Source organism: Aeribacillus sp. FSL K6-3256, from assembly GCF_037965805.1.
GTDB classification, from domain to species: Bacteria; Bacillota; Bacilli; order Bacillales; family Aeribacillaceae; genus Aeribacillus; species Aeribacillus composti.
Window position 1 is genome coordinate 2,205,736 of sequence record NZ_CP150188.1, and the last position, 18,203, is coordinate 2,223,938.

The following is an 18,203-nucleotide window of genomic DNA, read 5'->3' on the forward strand; positions in this document are numbered from 1 at the left end:
ATATTTTCAACAAAATAGAATATTATCAATGATCAAAAAGTTTGTAAAGTGTTTTTTCTTAACAGAATAAATTTTTATTACATAAAAGGAAATTTAAATCCTTTTCGCTTGCCTTTTGTCATTGAAGTCATTTGCTTCATCATTTTTTTCATTTCTTCAAACTGCTTTAAAAGCCTGTTTACTTCCTGGACAGAAGTACCGCTCCCTTTAGCAATCCGTTTTCTTCTGCTTGCATTAATAATTTCCGGCTTCTCTTTTTCTTCTTTTGTCATGGAGCGGATGATCGCTTCAACGTGGCTTAGCTGCTTTTCATCAACTTGAATGTTTTTCAAGCCTTTCATTTTCCCTGCACCAGGCAGCATGGAAATCAACTCATCAAGAGGACCCATGTTTCTTACTTGTTCAAGCTGCTCTAAAAAATCATCGAAGGTAAAAGACATCGTCCTCATTTTTTCTTCCAGCTGCTTCGCTTTCTCCTGATCGACGTTCTCTTGAGCCTTTTCGATCAGGGTCAAGACATCTCCCATTCCTAATATACGCGATGCCATTCGTTCGGGATGAAACGGTTCGAGCGCATCCAGTTTTTCGCCCATCCCGGCAAATTTAATCGGAGCACCTGTTGCCGCACGAATGGAAAGCGCAGCACCGCCACGTGTATCCCCATCAAGCTTTGTCAAAATAACACCGGTAATGCCAAGCTCATCATGAAAGCTTTTTGCCACATTGACGGCATCTTGTCCAGTCATGGCATCGACAACGAGAAAAATCTCATCAGGATTTGCAGCTTCCTTCACCTGCTTTAATTCATCCATCAGATTTTCATCGATATGCAAGCGTCCGGCTGTATCAATGAGAACATAATCATGATGCTCATTTTTGGCGTATTCCAGCGCCTGTTTGGCTATTTCAACAGGGCTTACCTTGTCGCCGAGTGAAAATACAGGCATGCCGAGCTGCTTTCCTAACGTTTCTAATTGCTTGATGGCTGCAGGACGATAAATATCAGCTGCAACAAGAAGCGGGTTTCGGTTATGTTTTTTTCGCAAGTAGTTGGCAAGCTTTCCAGTCGTAGTCGTTTTCCCTGCACCTTGAAGGCCCGCCATCAAAATCACCGTCGGCGGCCGTTTGCTTACGGCAATTTTGCTCTGCTCGCCGCCCATCAGCTCGGTCAGCTCTTCTTTCACTACTTTGATAACTTGCTGGCCTGGTGTCAAGCTTTTCATGACTTCCTGGCCAACAGCCCTTTCGCTGACTTTCTTAATAAAGTCTTTGACGACTTTATAGTTGACGTCCGCTTCCAAAAGAGCAAGACGAACTTCCCTCATCATTTCTTTGACATCCGCTTCAGAAACCTTTCCTTTGCCGCGGATTTTAGCCATCGTGTTTTGCAGTCGGTTGGCTAATCCCTCAAAAGCCATGGCGGCTCCTCCTAATCCAGTTTTTCCAAAAGATGAAGTAGTCGGTCAAATTCTTCCTTCATTTCCGATTGGAAAGGCAGACCTTTCAGCTTTTCAATTATTTTTTTACGCTCTTGAAATTTCTTGAACAGCTGAAGCTTCTGCTCGTATTCCTCCAGCATCATTTCCGTCCGTTTTATGTTGTCGTAGACTGCCTGGCGGCTGACGTTGTATTCTTCAGCAATTTCACCTAGGGAGTAATCATCCAAGTAGTACAGAGACATGTAGCTTTTTTGCTTTGGCGTCAACAACGATTGATAAAAATCAAATAAATAATTCATCCTCGTTGTTTTTTCAAGCAACATCAACACCCCCTGTTGTTAAGTGAATTGCCTTTACATGTTTTTAGTGTATCGATTCTAACTGTAGATGTCAAGTTTCTTTCTTAACACAATTACGTTACGCTTCATCTACTAAATCGGCAAACAGCCCATAAACATATTTCTCTGCATCAAATTTCTCAAGATCGTCCATTTTTTCGCCAAGCCCCACCAGTTTTACAGGAATGTTCAGCTCATTTCGAATGGCTAGAACAATTCCTCCCTTCGCAGTGCCGTCCAATTTTGTCAAGGCAATTCCAGTGACATTTGTCGCTTCTGAAAACTGTCTTGCCTGGCTCATTGCATTTTGTCCGGTTGTCGCATCAAGGACAAGCAGCACTTCATGCGGAGCACCTGGAATTTCCCGTTCGATAACCCGCTTTACTTTCTCAAGCTCTTTCATTAAATTCATCTTATTTTGAAGCCGTCCAGCAGTATCACATAATAAGACGTCTACTTTGCGAGAGCGAGCGGCCTGAATGGCGTCATACACGACGGCAGCAGGATCAGAGCCTGCCGATTGTTTAATCACATCTACGCCAACCCGATCCCCCCAAACTTCCAGCTGTTCGATGGCGCCTGCTCGGAACGTGTCGCCGGCAGCAAGAAGGACAGATTTTCCTTCTTCTTTTAATCGATGTGCAAGCTTTCCGATCGTCGTCGTTTTTCCAACACCATTGACGCCAACAAACAATACGATGTTTAACCGGCCGTCTTCAATGTTTAAGTCGTTAGGAGCGCCGTCATCTCCTTGGTAAATTTCAACAAGCTTTTCGGAAATGGCAGCGCGCACTTCCTTCGGTTCTTGAATGTTTCGCCTTTTCACTTCCATTTTCAATTCATCGATCAAGTCCATGACCGTTTGTACGCCGACATCGGCAGTAATCAAAATTTCCTCTAATTCCTCGAAAAATTCTTCATCAACCTTTCGATAGCGCGAAACAAGTTCATTTAAGCTTTCTGTAAAAGAGCTTCTCGTTTTTTCAAGCCCTTCTTTAAATTTTGCCGTTACTGAATCCTTCTGCTTTGAAATTTTTTCTTTTAATTTCTTAAAAAAACTCATTTATTTTTCTTCCTTTCACGACGATTTCACATATCTAACAGTATCTTCCAAGCGGACGGATACAACTTTTGACACTCCCGATTCTTGCATTGTCACACCATATAAAGCATCCGCTTCTTCCATCGTCCCTTTCCGGTGGGTGATGACAATAAATTGAGTATTCTCACTGAAACGCTTCAAAAATTTAGAAAATCTTTGAACGTTTGCTTCATCTAATGCCGCCTCTACTTCATCGAGAACACAAAACGGAACAGGACGTACTTTTAATATGGAAAATAGAAGGGCAATTGCGGTCAAAGCGCGTTCGCCTCCGGACAGCAGGCTTAAATATTGCAGTTTTTTCCCTGGAGGCTGAGCAATAATGTCCACTCCGGTGTTTAACAGATCGTCGGGATTTGTCAAAATTAAATCCGCTTTTCCGCCTCCGAACAGTTCTTTAAAAACGATATCGAATTGAGAACGTATTTTGGCAAACATTTGGGAAAACTGCTTTTTCATTTCTTCATCCATTTCGGCGATGACTTTAAAAAGAGTTTCTTTTGCATTCAATAAATCGTCCCTCTGTTCTGTTAAAAACTCATGCCGTTCACGCACCCGCTCGTACTCATCAATTGCCCCTAAGTTTACGGTTCCAAGCTCTTCTAATGCCAGTTTAATCAGCTTTACTTTTTTCTTCGCCTCTTCTTTCTCCATCTGTAAAGGAAAGCGGGCCTTTGCTGCTTCAAAAGTTAGCTTATACTCATTTTGCAAATAATTCAAGAGCTGATCAAGCTCCACATCCAGCCTGTTTAATTTCACTTCTTCATCTTTTAGAACGTCCGTCAGTTGTCTATGAGCGCGCTTCAGCTCTTTCCATTCTTTTTCTTCTCGTTCCAGCTCTTCTTGCATGCTCATTCGCTGGCGTCTGCGGGATGCGATCAATTCAATTGTTTTATTTTTGTCCTCAAGCTTCTCCTTTTTTATTTCTTCCAATTGGATTTCACCGGAGTGATCGCGGTCGATTTCATCCAATAATAGTTGTAAATCTTTTTCCGCCTCTTTCTTTTTTTGAATCGTCAGATGATATTCTTTTTCAAGGCGTGCTAATTGTTCCTTACAATTTTTAAAGGATTCCTCTTTTCCTGCAAGAATAATTTTGAGCTCTGTTATTTCCTGCATCCATTCTTCCTTTGATTTTTGCTGTTTCTCCTTCTTCTCAGCCAGCTGACGAATCTCTGCATCTAGCTGTTGTATTTGTCCTTCCATTTGTTCGATGGAGGACAGCAATTTTGTTTTTCTTTCATCTAGCTTCTCCTGTTCTTCTACATAGGCGATTTTTTCAGCATCGTAAAGCTTCAAATGATCATTAATATTTCGCTCTTTTAATTCAATTTCCCTCAAGCTTCCTTTCAAAGCTTGCTCTTCCATTCGCAAAGAAGATCCTTCTTCCCGCAGATCATCAAGCTCTTTCTCTTTTTTGGCAATCGATTGCTTCAGATTTTTTACTTCTTTTTCGAGCGAAGCTGTCTTTTCTTCCATTTCCGCAATTTTGTCGCGAATCGACTCAAGCTCACGGTTTTTTGTAAGGAAAGAAGGTGATTTCTGCTTCACCGCTCCTCCTGTCATCGATCCGCCTGGATTGACTACATCGCCTTCAAGCGTAACAATTCGGTGCGAGTACTGAATTTGTTTGGCAATCGCATTTGCCCCTTCCAACGTTTTTGCAATAATAACGTTTCCTAACAGATTTTCTATGATCGGCTTATATGCTGATTCATATTCCACGAGTTGAGACGCTATCCCGATAAAATCAGGATGGCTTTCTGCAATCGAAAGCTGATATTTCGGGATTGAGCGGCCTTTGATGACAGATAAAGGAAGGAACGTCGCTCTGCCGAATGCATTTTTCTTCAAAAACGCAATCGCCTGTCTTGCCGATTCTTCATCGTCAACGACTATATGCTGGCTTGCCGCGCCAAGAGCAATTTCAATGGCTGTTTCATATTCATGTTTCGTTGTCAACAGCTCGATAGCAGCACCATGTATGCCTTTTAGCTTGTGTTTTGCTTTTAAAACTTCGCGGACACCCTGGAAGAAACCGGTATAATCCTCCTGCATCGCCTCTAGCATTTCTTTTTTTGATTTTGCTTTTTGTAAATATTGATATGCTTGATAAAGCAGCGATTCCTTCTTTTCATATTGTTGTTTTAGGCTTTCCAACGTTTTTAAGCCTGTATGATAAGAGGAAAGCTGATTTTGCAATGTTTTTCCGATTTTAGAAAGCTGTGCTTCTATTTTCCCTTTCTCTTTTTTCAGCTCTTTTCTTTCGGAAATATATTTTTCGTTTGCCTCGTCTAAGCGGTCTGCTTTGACTTTTCGCAAGCTTAGCTGCTCCTCAATATAATTGATTTCATTTCGAGCGCTTGCCAGTTCATTTAATTTTTCAAAATAGTCACTTTTTAGCTGCTCAAGCTTTTCCTCGATGTTTCCATCCAGGCTTAGCAGCTCGTTTTCTTTTTTTTGCAGGAAGGATTTTAGTTCTTTTACTTCTTTTTCGCATGTTTCATAGACGCTTTTTTGCTCTTCTTTTTCTTTTAATAATTGATTTATTTGTTCAGTCAGCTCAGCGATTTGCTCTTTCAACTGCTGTTCGTTTTGCGCCGCATGTTTTTTTCTTTCTTTTAAAACTTCTTTTTTCCCTTCAAGCTTCTCCAGTTCTTCGCTTGCCAAAAGAAGAACTTGCTGCAAATCATTGATTGATTCATCCAATGCACTGATTTGATCCCGCATTTCTTCCAGATTCGCTTCTTTTTTTTGTATTTGCGATGTCAGCTCTAGTTCGCGATCGCGATTTTCTTCGACCGAACGCTTCAATGCTTCCCATCTATCATGAAGCTCTTCAATTTCATGCGCGAGAAGAGCGACCTCATGCTGCTTCAGTTCTTCCTTTTTATCCAAATAATCCTTTGCAATAGATGCCTGCATTTTAAGGGGCTCAATTTGCGCATTCAGTTCATATAAAATGTCTTGAACTCTATTTAAATTTTCTTCAGTTTCAGCAAGTTTTATTTCAGCTTTCTTTTTTCGGGTTTTATATTTTAGCACACCAGCCGCTTCTTCAAAAATTGTCCGCCGATCTTCCGGTTTCGCGCTTAAAATTTCTTCAACCTTTCCTTGGCTGATAATTGAAAACGCTTCTTTTCCGAGACCGGAATCCATGAACAGGTCGATAATATCTTTTAAGCGGCAAGATTGCTTGTTTATAAAAAATTCACTTTCTCCAGAGCGGTAAACTCTTCTTGTCACACTTACCTCATGATAATCGATCGGCAAAAACTGATCGCCGTTATCAAGAGTTAAAGTGACTTCCGCCATATTTAAACGTTTGCGAGTATCGCTTCCAGCAAAAATAATATCCTCCATTTTGGATCCTCTTAATGATTTTGCTGATTGCTCCCCAAGAACCCATCGAATAGCTTCTGTTATATTCGATTTTCCGCTCCCATTTGGGCCGACAACAGCGGTAACACCGCCAGCAAAATCAACGCTGATCCGATCTGCAAAAGATTTAAATCCTACGATATCTAAACGTTTGAGGAACATGGTGATCCCCTTTCATTCCAAATAAGTCTTTCCTATTTTACCATAACAAAAAATGATCGGAGCAATATCAATAAAAAATCCCCCGTTTATTTTTGGGGGAATTCGCCTAATTTTTGCAATCCTTGTTCAGCTGCATGCTGTTCTGCTTCTTTTTTGGAACGGCCCACTCCTGAACCGATCACCTCTCCGTTTAAAGATACGGTTGCAACAAATTCTTTATTATGAGCGGGGCCTTTTTCTTCCAAAATTTTATAATCCAAAACACCTTTTCCGTCACGCTGAATAAGCTCTTGCAATCTGCTTTTAAAATCCATCACATGAGAAAAAGCACCTTCGTCGATTTTCGGGAAAACGACCTTATTTAAAAAAGAAGTGACTGACTCAAGACCTTGATCCAAATACAAAGCGCCGATAAATGCCTCAAAGACATCAGCTAAAAGAGCTGGACGACCGCGCCCCCCAGTCATTTCCTCTCCTTTTCCGAGCAAAACGAGTTCGCCAAAAGAAAGCTCGTTGGCAAAAGTAACAAGCGATGGCTCGCAAACAATGGCAGCTCTCAGCTTTGTTAAATTGCCTTCAGACATTGTCGGATATTTTTTATACAAGTACTCCGAAACCGTCAGCTCCAATACTGCATCACCTAAATATTCCAGCCGTTCATTGTCTTCATACGGTTTTTTGCGATGCTCATTCACATAGGATGAATGTGTAAAAGCCTGAAATAAGAGCTTTTCATTCGTGAACGTAATGCCGATTTTTGCTTGGAAATCACGAAACTTTTCTATTTTTTTAAAAAAATTTTTTTTTAAATTTGTTTTGTTAGGCATACGTTACCTCCATTTTCTAAACAAATGAAACAACCTCTACTTTATGTTAACAAAAAAAGGGATGAAAAGGGAGAAAGCCCCGCAAAGATACGGGACTTTTTAAAAACATGCAATTATAGTTTACTCTGTATGTAATTAACTGCATCCCCTACAGTCACAATTTGTTCCGCTTCTTCGTCGGAAATTTCCATGCCGAACTCATCTTCTAATTCCATAACAAGTTCAACAACGTCTAGGGAATCAGCGCCGAGATCGTCTTTAAAAGAGGATTCAAGCTTTACTTCAGATTCATCAACTCCGAGACGGTCGACGATGATCTTCGTAACACGCTCCAATACATCTGCCATAACTTTCACCTCCCTCCAGTATTATAGAAGATTTGTCTTCATATTACTACAACGAATTCAAAATTAATACATGACCATTCCGCCGTCGAGACAAAGTGTTTGCCCTGTCATATAGGAGCTTTTATCAGAAGCTATGAATGTTACCATATTGGCAATATCATTCGGCTCGCCGAAACGTCCGAGCGGAATTTGTTTGAGCATTTCATTTCTTATTTGTTCAGGGAGCTGATCCGTCATATCGGTTGAAATAAAACCTGGCGCTACAGCATTTACTGTAATATTTCGGCCCGCCAGCTCCTTCGCAGTCGTCTTCGTCAGTCCGATAATCCCGGCTTTAGCCGCTACATAGTTTGCCTGTCCAGCATTACCAGCTATACCGACGATCGATGCGATGTTGATGATCCTGCCGGAACGCTGCTTCATCATTTGTCTTGTGACCGCTTTTGTACAATTGAAAACACCTTTTAAATTTATGTTGATCACGTCGTCCCATTCTGATTCTTTCATTCGCATAAGCAAATTATCTTTCGTGATTCCGGCATTATTTACAAGAATGTCGAGACGGCCGAATCGTTCGATTACTTCATTGACCATGCTGTTTACTTCATCAGCATTTGCAACATTAGCGCGAATGGCAAAAGCTTTCCGTCCTAAGGATTCAATTTCTTTTACCACTTCATTGGCTTTTTCCTCATTACCAGAGTAATTTACAGCAACATCCGCGCCATTTTTGGCAAGATCAATAGCAATCGCTCGGCCGATTCCGCGGCTTCCTCCCGTTACAAGGGCCGTTTTCCCTGAAAGCATAATCATACCTCCTTTATGTCATGAACAACTGCTTCTAATGATGACAAATCAAAAATATTGTATGTTTTAACGCTGCGATCCACCTTTTTGACAAGACCTGTCAGAACTTTTCCAGCACCGATTTCAATAAACGTTGTCACCCCTGCTTGAATCATCGACCGTACACTTTCTTCCCATCGAACAGGAGAATAAAGCTGCTCAATCAAAAGGCTCTTGATTTCATCTTTATTTTGAACAGGAGCAGCAGTCACGTTTGCGATGACAGGAACGGATGCATCTTGAATGGTCACTTCATCAAGCACTTTGGACAGCTCGCTGGCAGCCGGCTTCATCAATTCAGAATGAAATGGACCGCTTACTTCCAGCGGGATTACCCGCTTGGCGCCCTTTTCTTTAGCAAGCTCCCCAGCTCTTTGTACTCCTTCTTTTGTTCCAGAAATAACGATTTGCCCGGGACAATTTAAATTTGCCAGTTGTACTAGTGTGCCTTCATTCGAGATTTGTTTTGTTATGTTTTCAAGTTCTTCCTGCACCATACCTAAAACGGCAGCCATGGATCCTTCTCCTGCAGGAACCGCTTTTTCCATCAGTTCACCGCGCTTTCTTACAACATAGACTGCATCTTCAACTGTCATGACGTTTGCCGCCACTAATGCTGTATATTCACCCAGGCTGTGTCCGGCAACATAATCAAAAACGACTTCATACTGTTTCAATGCTTCAAAAATCGCAGCGCTTGTCGTCAGCAGTGCAGGCTGTGCATTGTATGTTAACGTCAATTCTTCTTGCGGACCGTTGAAAATAATAGAAGTTAAATCAAAGTCTAAACGTTCATTTGCTTTTTGAAAAATTTCCTTGGAAATGGGAACTTGATCAAAAAAATCTTTTCCCATACCGACTTGCTGAGAGCCTTGTCCCGGAAACAGAAGAGCAGTTTTCCCCATTGTCAATCCCCTTTCAATTGCATGTTCTGAATCGTTTCTTCTATCGTTGAAGATACGGAGTTCGCCACTATTTCCCGAGCCTGGCGAATAGCATGAAAAATAGCCAGCTCATCGGATGAACCGTGGGCTTTGATCACCGGTGCTTTCAGCCCGAATAAGCAAGCCCCGCCATGCTCTGAATAATCCATTTTTTTCTTTAGTCCTTTTAATTTCGGCTTCAAAACAGCTGCAGCAATTTTCGCTGTAAAAGAGCTTGTCAGCGCCTCTTTCATCATGGCAAATACCGAAAGTGCTGTGCCTTCAATGGCTTTCAAAGCAATGTTTCCTGAAAAACCGTCCGTTACTACAACATCAGCCGCTCCTGACAGCAGGTCGCGCGCTTCTACATTGCCGACAAAGTTGATCGGCGATTGAGACAGAAGTTGAAAAGCCTGTTTAGCTAATTCGTTCCCCTTTTTTTCCTCCGTTCCAATGTTGAGCAAGCCAACTCTCGGAGATTTGATCCCTCTCACCTTTTCTGCATAAACGGAGCCCATGATTGCATACTGCTGCAGATGTTCCATTTTCGCATCTGCATTAGCGCCGACATCGAGCATCACAAAGCCTTTTCCATCAAGGGTCGGCAGCGTTGGTGCCAGCGCCGGCCGGTCGATGCCGTTTATACGGCCGATAATAAACAGACCGGCAGTCATAAGCGCGCCTGTATTCCCAGCTGAAATGCAGGCATCCGCCTTTTTGTCGCGAACTCTTTCAGCCATAATGACCATCGACGCATTTTTTTTTCTGCGCACAGCCCGAACAGGTTCGTCGTCATTTTCAATTTTTTCTTCTGTATGAAAAATAGAAACGTTTGTATGTCTTCCTTCTAACAATGGAGTGATCAGCGACTCATTTCCGATTAATTCAATTTCCAAATCAGAAAATTCATCAAGCGCTCTTAATGCTCCTTTTACAACCGCTTGAGGCGCGTTGTCTCCCCCCATTGCATCAATGGCTATCTTCATGTTTTGCCCCTTCCTTTTTAGATTGATTCGCAGATCTGAACATTTCAAATTCACCTGAAAAAACGAGTTCGTTGCCGACATAGCTGTTTACTTCAACAAACGTGCGGCCTTTATCTCGGTCAATGCGAGTGACTTTTGCTTTTGCGACAACGCGCTCATTTTCTTTTACTTGCCGTGTGAAACGGATTGTCGCTTTAGCCGTTAATGCCAATTCATCATCAATGCAAGCGACGGCAAGAGAGTTCGCTTGTGCAAATAGATGATGGCCGCGTGCAATTTGATTTCGGCTAAAAACATGCTCTTTTTTAACATCAAAAATCGAAATAGCTGATTTATCGAGCTCAAGATCAATAATTTCACCGATCACTTCATCAATCGGAAGGGATTTGACTTCATCTTCAAGTTTTCGTTCAGCGACATGCTTGATTCGTTCTCTTAATTCCGGGATCGACAGTTCTAGTCTGTCCAAACGGATGGTTTGGACGCTGACGCCAAATTTTTCAGCTAATTCTTCATCTGTAATAAAAGGCGTTTCTTGAATTGTTTCCAACAATAAACGCTGTCTTTCCTTTTTACTGCGTCTCATTTTTTACACCGTCCGACTAGTATTAAGACTAGGTACTAATAACAAGTATATAATCAAAGAAATAAGTTTGCAACAATGAATTCTTTTTTTGGCTAATCCAGCTTCTCTCCGCTCAACACTCCGGAAGCCTCTAAATCATCGCGGAGCGGCGCAAATTGTTCATCTTTCCAAAAAGCATCAGACTGAATCAGTTTGGCAGCGTCAGATCTCGCAGTTTCAAGCGCTCTGTAATCATGGACCATGTCGGCGATTTTAAACTCTGGTATGCCGCTTTGTTTTTTGCCGAAAAAATCTCCTGGACCTCTAAGCTCCAAATCTTTTTCAGCTAAACGGAAGCCATCATCTGTTTCCGTCATAATTCTCATTCTTTCTTTTCCTATTTCTGATTTCGGATCTGAAAGCAGTATGCAATAGGATTGCAAGTTTCCCCGTCCAACTCTTCCTCTCAGCTGATGGAGCTGGGCAAGACCAAACCGCTCCGCATCGTAAACTAACATGACCGTGGCATTCGGTACGTTTACGCCCACTTCCACTACTGTCGTGGAGACAAGAACTTGCACTTTATTTTCGCTAAAATCCATCATCACCTGATTTTTCTCTTCTTGTGACATGCGCCCATGCAAAAGGCCGATTTGAATTCTGCCCTGATAAAATTGAGTTAATTGACTGTGCACTGTCACAGCATTTTCAACATCCAAATTTTCCGATTCTTCAATTAACGGACAAATCACATACGCTTGATGGCCCTTTTTCACTTCTTTTTCAATAAATATTAGAATTCGGGTTAACATTTCCGGCCGAACCCAATATGTTTTTACCTTCTTTCTTCCGGAAGGCATTTCATCAATGATGGAAACATCCATTTCGCCAAATGCAGTTATAGCAAGAGTTCTTGGAATAGGAGTTGCCGTCATAAATAACACATCTGGGAATTCTCCTTTTTCCCGCAATATTCTTCGCTGATTGACGCCGAACCGATGCTGTTCATCCGTAATCACAAGCCCTAAACGGCAAAAATTCACTTCCTCCTGAATAAGGGAATGCGTCCCTATGATCATGTTAATGTCCCCGGATTTCAACTGAAGAAGCAGTTCTTTTCGTTTTTTCCCTTTGATTGAGCTTGTTAATAAAGCGATGCGGACAGACGTATGCGAAAAAAGATTTGACAATGATTTCGCATGCTGCTCAGCTAAAATTTCCGTTGGAACCATCAATGCCGCTTGATAGCCGCTTAACACAGCGGCATACATCACAATGGCAGCAACTGCGGTTTTCCCTGATCCAACATCTCCTTGAAGAAGGCGGTTCATCCTGTAGGGTGAAGACATATCGGATAAAATTTCCGAAACGACACGCTTTTGTGCGTTTGTTAATGAAAAAGGAAGCGTGTCGATAAAGGATTGCAATTCTTTTCGATCAAAATGATGAGAAATTCCTCTTGAGGAAGACCTGCGAAAATGTTTAATCGCCTGCATTTTCAATTGAAATAATAAAAATTCTTCATAAACAAATCTTCTTCTTGCCTGTTTCAGTTCATCGGCATTTTTGGGAAGGTGCATGGCTCTTACCGCTTCTTCTTTCATCGGCAATTTATATCGCTTCCTGAGCATTTCCGGCAAATTTTCTGGAATAAAACTGGAATACGACTGGATGGCGGTCCTGATAATCCGTTTTAGCTCTGAAACAGTCAGCTTTCCGCGGACTGAATAAACGGGTTCTACTTCTTGATTTTGCTTATGAGGCCCAAAATGAATCTGTTGAACATTGATAGTTTGCCGATTGCGGTCCCAAATGCCAGAGACGGTAACAACCTGATTGATGGCAAGCTTCTGTTTGTAATATGGTCTATTAAAACAAACTGCAGTGACAACATAACGGCCGACAAGCATGCGAAAGGAAAGACGCGACCGCTTCTTTCCGTAATAGGTCAGCAATGGCTCGCTGTAAACCTTTCCTTCGACTGTCGCTCTTTCTTTATGCTTCACTTCAGCAAGATCCTTTAAACGGTTGTCTTCATAGCGATTAGGAAAATAATAAAGCAAATCAGAAACAGTATGTATTCCCATATCATGCAGCAAACGTTCTGTTTGTTCTCCTACCCCTTTAACCGCTGTGACCGGTTGTAGCAATTGGTTCATGTTCTGTTTGCAGCTTTGAACTTAGCCGCGGGAAACCTCCTTTAAAACCGTTTGAAATATCGATATTTAGTTTACCAAAAATACTTAAACCGTGAAATAAAAAGAGGAAGGCCGAAGCCCTCCTGCTCTACTCAACTGAAAAAATATAAGAATATAATGGCTGATTTCCATTATGAACCTCAATTTCGATATGTTCATAATGATTTTCAACATGTTGGACTAATTGGTCTACTTCGTTTTCGGATGCATCTTCTCCTTGGAGAATCGTCAATATTTCATCCTCTTCATCGATCATTTGATCCAACAACTTTTTGGCAGCTTCAAGCTTGCTTTTATCTTTTGCGACGATGGTTTTCTCGTAAATCCCCATGAAGTCTCCTTTTTCTATCGCAAGTCCGTCAATACTTGTATCCCTTACAGCATATGTGACTTGTCCTGTTTTCACATTCCTGCTTGCTTCCTCCATCGCCTTTACGTTTTCCTCTAAACCGAGTTCAGGATTGAAAGCCAGCAGGGCGGATAATCCTTGAGGAACGCTTTTCGTTTCAATGACTCTTATATTTTTATCAGTTATTTGTGCTGCTTGATTGGCTGCCATAATGATATTGGAATTGTTCGGCAAAATAATAATATTCTCTGCGTTCAACTGTTCGACAGCCTTTACAAAATCTTCCGTACTTGGATTCATCGTCTGGCCGCCTTCAATAATTTTTGTTGCACCAATTGATGTAAAAAGATCGGAAATTCCCGAGCCCATGGCAACCGCGATAATTCCGTACTTTTCATTTTTGGGTGCCGCCGGTTCAGTAGATAATACATTTTCCGTTTGATTATTGACAATTGTACTATGCTGCTCGCGCATGTTTTCAATTTTCATATTCAATAAGCTGCCGTAGCGCTGCCCGTATGTCAATACCTCGCCAGGTTGTTCAGAATGGATATGTACTTTGACAAGTTCATCATCGGCAATTACTAAAAGCGAATCTCCGAACCGGGATAAATCTTCGCGAAATTTCTTTTCAGAAAACGGCTCTTTTTCTTTTTCAAACCGAACCATAAATTCTGTACAATATCCATATTTAATATCTTCTGTATTAATATGACTTTGTGCATTTTTATGATGCTCTGCACTTACCAGTTTGTCCATCGAAGGAAGCTTAGGGGATTCGGAAATTTTCTCTCCCTTTAATTCTGCCAAAAATCCCTCGTAAATAAATACAAGTCCTTGTCCACCGCTGTCCACAACGCCCACTTCTTTTAGGACAGGCAGAAGCTCAGGCGTTCTCTTTAATGACTCCTTTGCTTCTTTTACCACTTCTTCCATAACAATTGTCAGATCATCGGTTGATTTAGCTGTTTTAACAGCTTTTTTCGCAGCATCTTTTGCAACCGTTAAAATGGTCCCTTCAACAGGCTTCATAACAGCTTTATAGGCAGTATCAACACCTGCTTGAAAAGCTTTAGCAAATTCATCCGCATTGATCGATTCTTTTCCTTCAACCGCTTTTGCAAACCCACGAAAAAGCTGGGATAAAATAACCCCAGAATTCCCACGCGCGCCCATTAACAGACCTTTTGCAAATGCTCCAGCTACAGAACCGATATTTGATGAAACATGTTTTTGTACTTCTTTTGCTCCAGCTGTGATGGATAAATTCATGTTTGTTCCCGTATCCCCATCCGGAACAGGAAAAACGTTTAACGCATCCACCACTTTCGCATTATTAGATAGATGATTCGCTCCTTGAATCACCATTTCCGCAAAGCGCTTCCCATCAAGCAAAGTATTGGCCACAAATGTTTCCTCCTTCTCTACGGATTCGTTACACGAACCCCTTGCACATATATGTTAATCGAATCGACAGATAATCCAAGAATTTGATTTAATGTATATTTCACTTTTGTTTGAACATTATGAGCAACTTCTGATATTTTTGTTCCATAGCTGACAATAATATACATATCAATATGAACGCTCTCTTGTTCTTGGCGGACGATCACTCCACGGCTGAAATTTTCTCGCCGTAAAATTTCTGAGAGTCCGTCTTTAATTTGATTTTTGGAAGCCATTCCGACAATTCCGTAACAATCAACAGCTGCACCGCCGGCAACTTGTGCGACTACATCATTCGAAATTTCGATCTGGCCATATTTCGTTTTTAATTCGATGGACATTCGAGTTCCTCCTTTAGCATACGTTCATTACAAACATTTTACTATATGATGATTTGGATTTAAAGAAATGTCATGGCTCCCTACATAATAAGAGCATTAATACATGATGATGTCAAGCGTAAATTCTTGAAAGTGAGGTGAATTTATATTGCAATGATCAAGGGTGTATGTTACATTATTATAGTATCTTGAAACATTGTCAAAATAGCAATTTCCTTGCAAGTTAGGAGGTATAGAAATGGCTCGTAAATGCGTGATTACTGGCAAAAAAACAAGCTTTGGCAATACGCGCTCTCACGCTATGAACGCTTCAAGACGCAAATGGGGAGCGAACCTTCAAAAAGTGCGAATTCTTGTGAATGGAAAGCCAAAACGTGTATACGTTTCTGCACGTGCTCTTAAATCTGGAAAAGTTGAGCGTGTATAAAACAAAAGTTAGACGACAAGAGGTTGGATTATGATCAGAAGAAATCGGCGAATCCCGATATCTTCTGATCAAAAGTATTTCGAAAATAAGCGTTTAAAAAATCGGCGCTTTAACAAACTTCTGCCCGTTTTGTTTCAATACTCTTTATTCACCTTTTGAAGCACTCCCAATGTCACATTTCTTCAAGCACATTCTTCTTTTTAGGCGAATCCTGCAACTTTAAAATCCACTTTAACATGAAATTTTTTCAAACTGCTAAAAAAACTACATAGGTTATTTACTACATATTAACGATCGGAATACATTCCACTTTCTCAAACAGTTTGCCTTTCTTCAGCGCGATCCGTGTTCCTTTCGGCATACACAAAATCAACCGCATAAAGTCTACTTTAAATTAAAAAAATTCTTTTTTACACAAAAAAGATGGAAGAAAAATGAGGCAGCTTTTTAATATTGAAGACAAAAACCCCTGCCATTTACTGTATTTGTTGACAGTTTGCTAAAAACGAAGGCAACATGCACTTAATCGGGGTCCTCTATTATTTTTTCCAGTTGAAGCCGAACATTCTAACAGAATGGTAAATCCCCACAATATAATTTGGTATAAAAAAAGCTTGTAGAGTTCACACCATTTGGCTTTGTCTACAAGCAGAAAGCACCTTGATAGGTGCTTCTTTAATCTTTCTTAAATGAACCGAGCATTGCCCGTATAATTCCTCCTAAAAACCTCGGAAGCTTAATTGTATAAAATCTCATTTATATTTACCCTCCCCATGAGAAATCTAAAAAACGTCTATAAGTAGCATATTCATCATCCGTATTTTAGATACTAATTAGAACGTCTTCATCAACTTTTCTTACAATATCTTTATGCATGAAAAAAATAAAAAAGTACTTGACATCTATTGAAGAATCAACATAAAAATGAAAAATTTTTTCCTTTAAATGTGAAAAGAACCGCATATAAACGGTTCTTTCACATTCCTCTTATAGATTTGATCGCTTGTTTGCGATCTTTTTGATTATAAATGGCTGATCCTGCCACAAGCACATTTGCTCCAGCTTCCACACACAATTTGGCTGTTTCAGCGTTGATGCCGCCGTCCACTTCGATCTCAACTTGCAAATTTCTTTCTTTCAAGATGCTAGAAACTTGCTGAATTTTTTTGATGACTGATGGAATAAACGCTTGTCCGCCAAATCCAGGGTTAACCGTCATCAAAAGCACGAGATCAACATCTTCTATTACATGCTCGATCATCGATACAGGAGTATGTGGATTTAAAACAACACCTGCTTTCACTCCATTCGATTTGATTAAATGGATCGTTCGATGAAGATGCGGGCAGGCTTCCGCATGAACGGACAACAAGTCGGCTCCTGCTTCAACAAAAGCAGGAATATAACGATCAGGCTGTTCAATCATTAAATGAACATCAAGCGGCAGCTTGGTCACTGGGCGGATCGCTTGCACAATGAGCGGACCGATCGTAATATTCGGCACAAAGTGGCCGTCCATCACGTCAACATGAATGTAATCCGCTCCTCCTTTTTCCACATCAATAATTTCTTCTGCCAACCTAGAAAAATCTGCGGATAAAATCGAAGGTGCAATTTTAACCATGTTCAATACCTCGGCTTTCTTTCTTTTATCTCTTCTAAAAACTGAAGATAATGTTCGTACCTGTAGGAGGAAATATCGCCATTTTCAACCGCTTCTTTAACGGCGCATTTTGGCTCCTTCTGATGAAGACAGCCTCGAAATTTACATTGAATGCTAAATTCTTTTATCTCTGGAAAGCAATTCGGCAAGTCAGCAGCTTCTATACCCGTAAACTCCAGCGAACTAAATCCGGGCGTATCGGCGACTAGTCCCCCTCCCAATGAAATGAGCTCTACATGTCTCGTTGTATGCTTTCCTCTCCCCAAATGATCGGAAATTTCTCCTGTCTTCAATTGCAAACGGTGATCCAGGCAGTTCAACATAGAGGATTTGCCAACTCCAGATTGCCCGGCAATCACTGAAATGCTGTCTTTTAAATAAGGAATGACCTGTTTAACTGTTTCAGGCTCTTTTGTAGTCATCAAAAAGACAGGATAGCCAATTTTTTCATAATCTTTGGCAAACTGACGAATTTTTTCATCTATTACATGATCTGCAATTAAGTCCATTTTTGTAATACAAATGATCGGGCGAATATTTTTGGCTTCCATTAACACCAAAAAGCGATCCAGCAGCTTGGCGCTAAAATCTGGACTTACAGCGGAAAAAACTAAGATCCCTTGATCAATGTTTGAAATGGGCGGACGGATCAATTCATTCTTTCTTTGCAAAATTTCTAGAATATAGCCTTCTTTTTCATTTTCCGCCTGAAAAATAACTTCATCTCCTACTAGAGGGGAAATTTTATTTTTTCGAAACACCCCTCTTCCCCTGCATTGATAAAGCTTATTTTCAGCTAATACGTAATAAAATCCGCTTAACGCTTTAACAATTTTGCCTTTTGGCATACATGACCTCCTTTT

17 protein-coding genes are annotated in these 18,203 nt (G+C 40.8%); 1 reads left to right on the plus strand and 16 read right to left on the minus strand.

Features of this window, described 5'->3' with window-relative positions:
* Window positions 1–77: 77 nt before the first annotated feature.
* The 13 genes from ffh to NSQ84_RS10560 all read right to left on the minus strand — a co-directional run bounded on the left by ffh (window position 78) and on the right by NSQ84_RS10560 (window position 15,250).
* A complete protein-coding gene (gene ffh, locus NSQ84_RS10500; RefSeq protein ID WP_066246533.1) occupies window positions 78–1,418 on the minus strand; it encodes a signal recognition particle protein in 1,341 nt (446 codons plus the stop codon).
* A gap of 11 nt (window positions 1,419–1,429) precedes the next feature.
* Window positions 1,430–1,762, minus strand: coding sequence for a putative DNA-binding protein (locus NSQ84_RS10505; protein ID WP_063388432.1), 333 nt, complete (start codon window positions 1,760–1,762; stop codon window positions 1,430–1,432).
* 94 nt (window positions 1,763–1,856) lie between these two features.
* Window positions 1,857–2,840 carry a signal recognition particle-docking protein FtsY gene (ftsY, locus tag NSQ84_RS10510; protein WP_327873756.1) on the minus strand — a complete coding sequence of 328 codons (984 nt, stop codon included), beginning with the start codon at window positions 2,838–2,840 and terminating at the stop codon, window positions 1,857–1,859.
* Window positions 2,841–2,855: 15 nt separating this feature from the next.
* Window positions 2,856–6,422, minus strand: a complete 3,567-nt coding sequence (smc, locus tag NSQ84_RS10515; protein ID WP_327873755.1) for a chromosome segregation protein SMC — start codon at window positions 6,420–6,422, stop codon at window positions 2,856–2,858.
* A gap of 86 nt (window positions 6,423–6,508) precedes the next feature.
* Complete coding sequence (gene rnc / locus NSQ84_RS10520) at window positions 6,509–7,249, minus strand: ribonuclease III (protein WP_063388435.1); 741 nt, start codon at window positions 7,247–7,249, stop codon at window positions 6,509–6,511.
* A 113-nt stretch (window positions 7,250–7,362) separates the two neighbouring features.
* Window positions 7,363–7,596 carry an acyl carrier protein gene (locus NSQ84_RS10525; RefSeq protein ID WP_063388436.1) on the minus strand — a complete coding sequence of 78 codons (234 nt, stop codon included), beginning with the start codon at window positions 7,594–7,596 and terminating at the stop codon, window positions 7,363–7,365.
* Window positions 7,597–7,659: 63 nt separating this feature from the next.
* On the minus strand, window positions 7,660–8,403 hold the full coding sequence (gene fabG, locus NSQ84_RS10530; protein WP_063388437.1) for a 3-oxoacyl-[acyl-carrier-protein] reductase: 744 nt from the start codon (window positions 8,401–8,403) through the stop codon (window positions 7,660–7,662).
* Window positions 8,404–8,405: 2 nt separating this feature from the next.
* On the minus strand, window positions 8,406–9,347 hold the full coding sequence (gene fabD / locus NSQ84_RS10535; protein WP_063388438.1) for an ACP S-malonyltransferase: 942 nt from the start codon (window positions 9,345–9,347) through the stop codon (window positions 8,406–8,408).
* Between the two features lie 2 nt (window positions 9,348–9,349).
* Window positions 9,350–10,351, minus strand: a complete 1,002-nt coding sequence (gene plsX / locus NSQ84_RS10540) for a phosphate acyltransferase PlsX (protein WP_063388439.1) — start codon at window positions 10,349–10,351, stop codon at window positions 9,350–9,352.
* A complete protein-coding gene (gene fapR, locus NSQ84_RS10545; protein WP_063388440.1) occupies window positions 10,335–10,937 on the minus strand; it encodes a transcription factor FapR in 603 nt (200 codons plus the stop codon). The genes plsX and fapR overlap by 17 nt, the downstream gene beginning before the upstream one ends.
* A gap of 92 nt (window positions 10,938–11,029) precedes the next feature.
* Window positions 11,030–13,075, minus strand: coding sequence for an ATP-dependent DNA helicase RecG (gene recG / locus NSQ84_RS10550; protein ID WP_339211897.1), 2,046 nt, complete (start codon window positions 13,073–13,075; stop codon window positions 11,030–11,032).
* Between the two features lie 127 nt (window positions 13,076–13,202).
* Window positions 13,203–14,870, minus strand: coding sequence for a DAK2 domain-containing protein (locus tag NSQ84_RS10555; protein ID WP_066246543.1), 1,668 nt, complete (start codon window positions 14,868–14,870; stop codon window positions 13,203–13,205).
* Window positions 14,871–14,887: 17 nt separating this feature from the next.
* Window positions 14,888–15,250, minus strand: a complete 363-nt coding sequence (locus tag NSQ84_RS10560) for an Asp23/Gls24 family envelope stress response protein (protein ID WP_063388443.1) — start codon at window positions 15,248–15,250, stop codon at window positions 14,888–14,890.
* A 238-nt stretch (window positions 15,251–15,488) separates the two neighbouring features.
* Here NSQ84_RS10560 and rpmB point away from each other — a divergent pair, with 238 nt between their 5' ends.
* Entirely contained in the window at window positions 15,489–15,677 is a 189-nt protein-coding gene (rpmB, locus tag NSQ84_RS10565; protein WP_063388444.1) for a 50S ribosomal protein L28, read from the plus strand.
* A gap of 675 nt (window positions 15,678–16,352) precedes the next feature.
* Here rpmB and spoVM read toward each other — a convergent pair.
* The 3 genes from spoVM to rsgA form a co-directional block, all read right to left on the minus strand.
* A complete protein-coding gene (spoVM, locus tag NSQ84_RS10570; protein WP_063388445.1) occupies window positions 16,353–16,433 on the minus strand; it encodes a stage V sporulation protein SpoVM in 81 nt (26 codons plus the stop codon).
* A gap of 220 nt (window positions 16,434–16,653) precedes the next feature.
* Entirely contained in the window at window positions 16,654–17,301 is a 648-nt protein-coding gene (gene rpe, locus NSQ84_RS10575) for a ribulose-phosphate 3-epimerase (RefSeq protein ID WP_327847729.1), read from the minus strand.
* A gap of 2 nt (window positions 17,302–17,303) precedes the next feature.
* The gene (gene rsgA / locus NSQ84_RS10580; protein WP_339209945.1) at window positions 17,304–18,188 is read right to left on the minus strand and encodes a ribosome small subunit-dependent GTPase A; all 885 of its coding nucleotides are present in this window, start codon (window positions 18,186–18,188) and stop codon (window positions 17,304–17,306) included.
* Between the last annotated feature and the right edge of the window lie 15 nt (window positions 18,189–18,203).

Excerpts from the sequence above, each read along its gene's own strand:
- rpe (WP_327847729.1), bottom strand. The coding sequence starts at position 17,301 with ATGGTTAAAATTGCACCTTCGATTTTATCCGCAGATTTTTCTAGGTTG.
- NSQ84_RS10525 (WP_063388436.1), bottom strand. The coding sequence starts at position 7,596 with ATGGCAGATGTATTGGAGCGTGTTACGAAGATCATCGTCGACCGTCTC.
- fabD (WP_063388438.1), bottom strand. The coding sequence starts at position 9,347 with ATGGGGAAAACTGCTCTTCTGTTTCCGGGACAAGGCTCTCAGCAAGTC.
- ftsY (WP_327873756.1), bottom strand. The coding sequence starts at position 2,840 with ATGAGTTTTTTTAAGAAATTAAAAGAAAAAATTTCAAAGCAGAAGGAT.
- rpmB (WP_063388444.1), top strand. The coding sequence starts at position 15,489 with ATGGCTCGTAAATGCGTGATTACTGGCAAAAAAACAAGCTTTGGCAAT.
- NSQ84_RS10560 (WP_063388443.1), bottom strand. The coding sequence starts at position 15,250 with ATGTCCATCGAATTAAAAACGAAATATGGCCAGATCGAAATTTCGAAT.
- fabG (WP_063388437.1), bottom strand. The coding sequence starts at position 8,403 with ATGCTTTCAGGGAAAACGGCCCTTGTAACGGGAGGAAGCCGCGGAATC.
- smc (WP_327873755.1), bottom strand. The coding sequence starts at position 6,422 with ATGTTCCTCAAACGTTTAGATATCGTAGGATTTAAATCTTTTGCAGAT.
- recG (WP_339211897.1), bottom strand. The coding sequence starts at position 13,075 with ATGAACCAATTGCTACAACCGGTCACAGCGGTTAAAGGGGTAGGAGAA.
- ffh (WP_066246533.1), bottom strand. The coding sequence starts at position 1,418 with ATGGCTTTTGAGGGATTAGCCAACCGACTGCAAAACACGATGGCTAAA.
- spoVM (WP_063388445.1), bottom strand. The coding sequence starts at position 16,433 with ATGAGATTTTATACAATTAAGCTTCCGAGGTTTTTAGGAGGAATTATA.
- fapR (WP_063388440.1), bottom strand. The coding sequence starts at position 10,937 with ATGAGACGCAGTAAAAAGGAAAGACAGCGTTTATTGTTGGAAACAATT.
- NSQ84_RS10505 (WP_063388432.1), bottom strand. The coding sequence starts at position 1,762 with ATGTTGCTTGAAAAAACAACGAGGATGAATTATTTATTTGATTTTTAT.
- rsgA (WP_339209945.1), bottom strand. The coding sequence starts at position 18,188 with ATGCCAAAAGGCAAAATTGTTAAAGCGTTAAGCGGATTTTATTACGTA.
- plsX (WP_063388439.1), bottom strand. The coding sequence starts at position 10,351 with ATGAAGATAGCCATTGATGCAATGGGGGGAGACAACGCGCCTCAAGCG.
- rnc (WP_063388435.1), bottom strand. The coding sequence starts at position 7,249 with ATGCCTAACAAAACAAATTTAAAAAAAAATTTTTTTAAAAAAATAGAA.